The organism is Burkholderia sp. Bp8986 (assembly GCF_003854225.1).
In the GTDB taxonomy this organism is placed as follows: domain Bacteria; phylum Pseudomonadota; class Gammaproteobacteria; order Burkholderiales; family Burkholderiaceae; genus Burkholderia.
In genome coordinates this window covers 1-3,424 of the sequence record NZ_QTQM01000107.1, presented here as the reverse complement: position 1 = coordinate 3,424, position 3,424 = coordinate 1, and the positions used below count along the sequence as shown (strand labels likewise).

2 protein-coding genes and 5 pseudogenes are annotated in these 3,424 nt (G+C 58.9%); 4 read left to right on the top strand and 3 right to left on the bottom strand.

The window, feature by feature from the left end:
• Positions 1–73: 73 nt before the first annotated feature.
• Positions 74–529 (bottom strand): annotated as a pseudogene (locus tag DID99_RS36060) (IS3 family transposase); the annotation flags it as partial.
• Between the two features lie 71 nt (positions 530–600).
• Here DID99_RS36060 and DID99_RS36055 point away from each other — a divergent pair.
• Positions 601–1,683 (top strand): IS110 family transposase, encoded by a 1,083-nt coding sequence (locus DID99_RS36055; RefSeq protein WP_124668681.1) that lies wholly within the window; start codon positions 601–603, stop codon positions 1,681–1,683.
• A gap of 210 nt (positions 1,684–1,893) precedes the next feature.
• Here DID99_RS36055 and DID99_RS36050 read toward each other — a convergent pair.
• Positions 1,894–2,151 (bottom strand): annotated as a pseudogene (locus DID99_RS36050) (transposase); the annotation flags it as partial.
• Positions 2,152–2,212: 61 nt separating this feature from the next.
• Between DID99_RS36050 and DID99_RS36045 the strand changes: the two are divergent.
• The 3 pseudogenes from DID99_RS36045 to DID99_RS36035 form a co-directional block, all read left to right on the top strand.
• Positions 2,213–2,290: pseudogene (locus tag DID99_RS36045) on the top strand (IS5/IS1182 family transposase); the annotation flags it as partial.
• Positions 2,284–2,562: pseudogene (locus DID99_RS36040) on the top strand (IS3 family transposase); the annotation flags it as partial. The pseudogenes DID99_RS36045 and DID99_RS36040, both read left to right, overlap by 7 nt.
• A 29-nt stretch (positions 2,563–2,591) precedes the next feature.
• Positions 2,592–2,876, top strand: a pseudogene (locus DID99_RS36035) (transposase); the annotation flags it as partial.
• A gap of 89 nt (positions 2,877–2,965) precedes the next feature.
• On the opposite strand, the gene DID99_RS36030 reads toward DID99_RS36035, so the two are convergent.
• A partial coding sequence (locus tag DID99_RS36030) for an SDR family oxidoreductase (protein WP_124668680.1) occupies positions 2,966–3,424 on the bottom strand: 459 nt, incomplete at its 5' end.

Sequence of the window (3,424 nt, the reverse complement as noted above, 5' to 3'; positions counted from 1 at the left end):
GCCGTATGCGGGGAAAGCTCGCACGTACGGTTCTTCGGGGGCCGCGTTTCCGCAAGGAAACGTGGCTACCCAATTCAGCCGTCGCACAGTACGTGATGTCGCTCGTCCAGATCTGGTTCGGCGCCGCCGCTGTAAAGTTACGCTCCAACAAGTTCGGTGCCACCGGCAGTTTGTGATTCGAGTTCGTCGTCGCGATGTACTTGCGCTTGTGTCGGGCACGGATGCCATGCTGCGCCATCAGTTTGCGAACACGCTCCTTGCCCACGCGCGCGCCGCGCGCAACCAACTCTTTCCATATGCGTGGCCAGCCGTACTCGCCTTTGACCTGCGCGTGAATCGCCATGATATGCGCCAGCAGGGCATCGTCGCTCACACGGCTTCGGCGCGGCTTGTCCAGTGCAGTACGTTGCCGCCGCTGATGGAAACCACTGGGGCTTACATCGAGCACCTCGCACAGCACCGAAATCGGCCAGTGATGGCGATTGCGCTCGATGAAAGTGTACTTCACGTCGACTCCTTCGCGAAGTACGCGCACGCTTAATGGAATGGTCTGCCCCGCCTCCAGCGCATACTAAACGCTTCCACCCTGGGAGAGCGACCATGAACGATAACCGCGTCCACGTCATTGGCATTGATCTCGGTAAGAATTGGTTTCACCTCGTAGCCATCGACGAGCGAGGTACCGAACTCTTTCGCAAGAAGCTCAACCGGAGACAGCTCGCAGAATTTGCGGACACGGCACCTCAATGCCTGATCGCAATGGAAGCATGTCCTGGCTCTCAATTTTGGGGGCGACGGTTCCAAGCGGCTGGCCACGAGTTGCGCATTATCCCGGCCCAGTTCGTAAAGCCTTACCTCAAATCGAACAAGAACAATTTCAACGATGCACAGGCGATTGCGAAAGCTGCCAGTCGCGGAAGCATGCGCTGCGTCCCGCTAAAAACAACGGATCAAATCGAGCTGCAAGCATTGCGTCGAGTACGTCAGCGATTCATTGTCGAGCGATCTGCTGTTGTCAATCAGATAAGGGCACTGCTTCTCGAGCATGGCATCGTCATACCGGTTGGGCGTGCACTCTTCGCACGACGCCTGCCAGCCGTACTGGCCGATGCAGAGAGCGGCTTGTCGCCACGACTGTGCCAGCTCATCGCACGGTTGCGTCAGCGATGGTTAGCCTTGGACGAAGAGATCGACACAGCCTCAACCGAAATTACCCAGATCGCTCGTGAATCGGAACTCTGCCGACGCGTCAGCACGGTACCTGGCGTCGGACCAGTTGTGTCGACCGCGCTCATTGCTGCTGTTGGCAACGGCACCGCGTTCAAACGGGCCCGCGATATGTCGGCCTGGCTCGGTCTTGTGCCGAAGCAATACTCAACCGGCGGCAAATCAAATCTTGGTGGCATCAGCGAGCACGGCAACGCCTATTTGCGAATGATGGTGATCCAGGGCGCACGCGCCTTGATGATCCACATGAAGCGCGACCAGTCCAGAATGGGCTTATGGCTTCGAGAAGTCGAGCAACGTAGTCATCCGCACGTTGCCCTAATCGCGCTAGCCAACAAAATCGTTCGTATCTGCTGGAAGGCGCTGACCAGCCAGCAACCCTATCGACCGTGGAAATATCCGCAGCCGCCTGAGCAACCCCGAGCACGACCGTCCTGTTTTGCGAGCCCTGAATAGCTGATGACACAGAACCGTTGACCGGTGTACCGAAAGCCGGGCTAAAAAAGCAGCCCGTAATGACTGAACGATTTATTGGGTTAGGTGTGCGCGGATCCCATCATGGCCAGCAGTCTCGAACTGCACGAACAGGCCGGATACATTGACGCAAATGTAGTTCTATCGAAGCGGCAACCCAGCGACTTGCAAATCCGGCGCAGACCATACATTTTTTAGAATATCGCGCTCCACCTTCAGGCGCGCGACTTCGGCGCGCAGCCTCGACAACTCCATCTGCTCAGGGCTTACCGGCTTCGTGCCGGCCCCGCCGAGCTTGCCTTCCTGCTCAGCCTTCAACCAGTTGGAAATCGACTGCGCCGGCACGTTCAGCGTCGCGGCGACCGCCGCAACGCTCTGGCCTGCCTTGACCAGCCGCACCGCTTCCAGCTCAAATTCGAGCGTGTAGCGCGCTCGCGTCGTCTTGCTCATCCTCTTGACTCTCCTTGCTTGAGTTTAAACGCTCAGCAAGGGATTCGTTTTTCGGGGGCAAGCTCAGTGTCGCACCGAACACGGTAGCGGCCTTGGCAGGTATCGCTGGGTCGTTGAGCGCCCGCATGCCTGGCTGCACCTTATCAAGCACTCATCGGCCAGTTTGACATGCGGGCGTCGATGAGCCGCCGCGGCAATTGCTACGACAACGCCCCGATCGAATCCTTCTGGGGAACGCTGAAGAATGAACTGGTCTATCGTCAACGCTTTGCCATGCGCGAGCAGGCACGCTTGGCGATCAGCGAATACATCGAAATCTTCTACAACCGGCAGCGCACGCAGGCGCATCTGAACTACCAATCGCCTGTCGTGTTCACACAGCGCTTCTATTTGAATCAGATCGCTGCTTAACCCGTTGGCCTCCACGAATTCCGTCCGCCATCCTCGACGGCCGCTTCGAGCTGGTCCTGGCTGATGCCCGGCACATCCGCAACGTCCCCGGGCGCAAGACCGATGTCAACGACGCGATGTAGATCGCCGACCTGCTCGCGCACGGCTTGATCCACTCCAGCTTCGTGCCACCCGCCGCGACCCAAGAGTTGCGCGATCTCACGCGTACGCTCAAGCAACTCTTGCGCGAAATCTCCCAGCACAGCCTGTGCATCCAGAAAGTGCTTGAGGACACCAATCTCAAGCTTGGCAGTGTCCTCTCAAACGTGCTCGGCTGATGCGTTAGACTCGCGAGCATGGCAAACCACAAACTTGCCGCATGCATGCCTTCAGTGCGTCTACGAAACGTGCATGCGGCGAAGCGTCACTGCATATGCTGGCCGCCGTTGATCGCGATGTTGGAGCCCGTCACGAAGCCGGCCTCCTCCGAGCACAGATACGCGATCAGCGCCGCGACTTCCTCGGGTTGACCGAGCCGTCCCGCCGGAATCTGTGGAAGGATCTTCGTATCGAGAATGTCCTGCGGGATCGCCGTCACCATCTTCGTCGCGAGATAACCCGGCGAGACCGTGTTCACCGTCACGCCCTTGCGCGCGATCTCGAGCGCGAGCGATTTCGTGAAGCCGTGCATGCCGGCCTTCGCGGCCGCGTAGTTGGTCTGGCCCACCGAGCCCTTCGAACCGTTGACCGACGCGACGTTGACGATGCGCCCCCAGCCGCGTTCAACCATGCCGTCGCAAACCGGTTTCGTCATGTTGAACACGGAATCGAGGTTGGTGCGGATCACCGCATCCCAGTTGACCTTGTCGAGCTTGCGCAGCGT

Coding starts and splice junctions, on each gene's coding strand:
- DID99_RS36055 (WP_124668681.1), top strand. CDS start 601: ATGAACGATAACCGCGTCCACGTCATTGGCATTGATCTCGGTAAGAAT.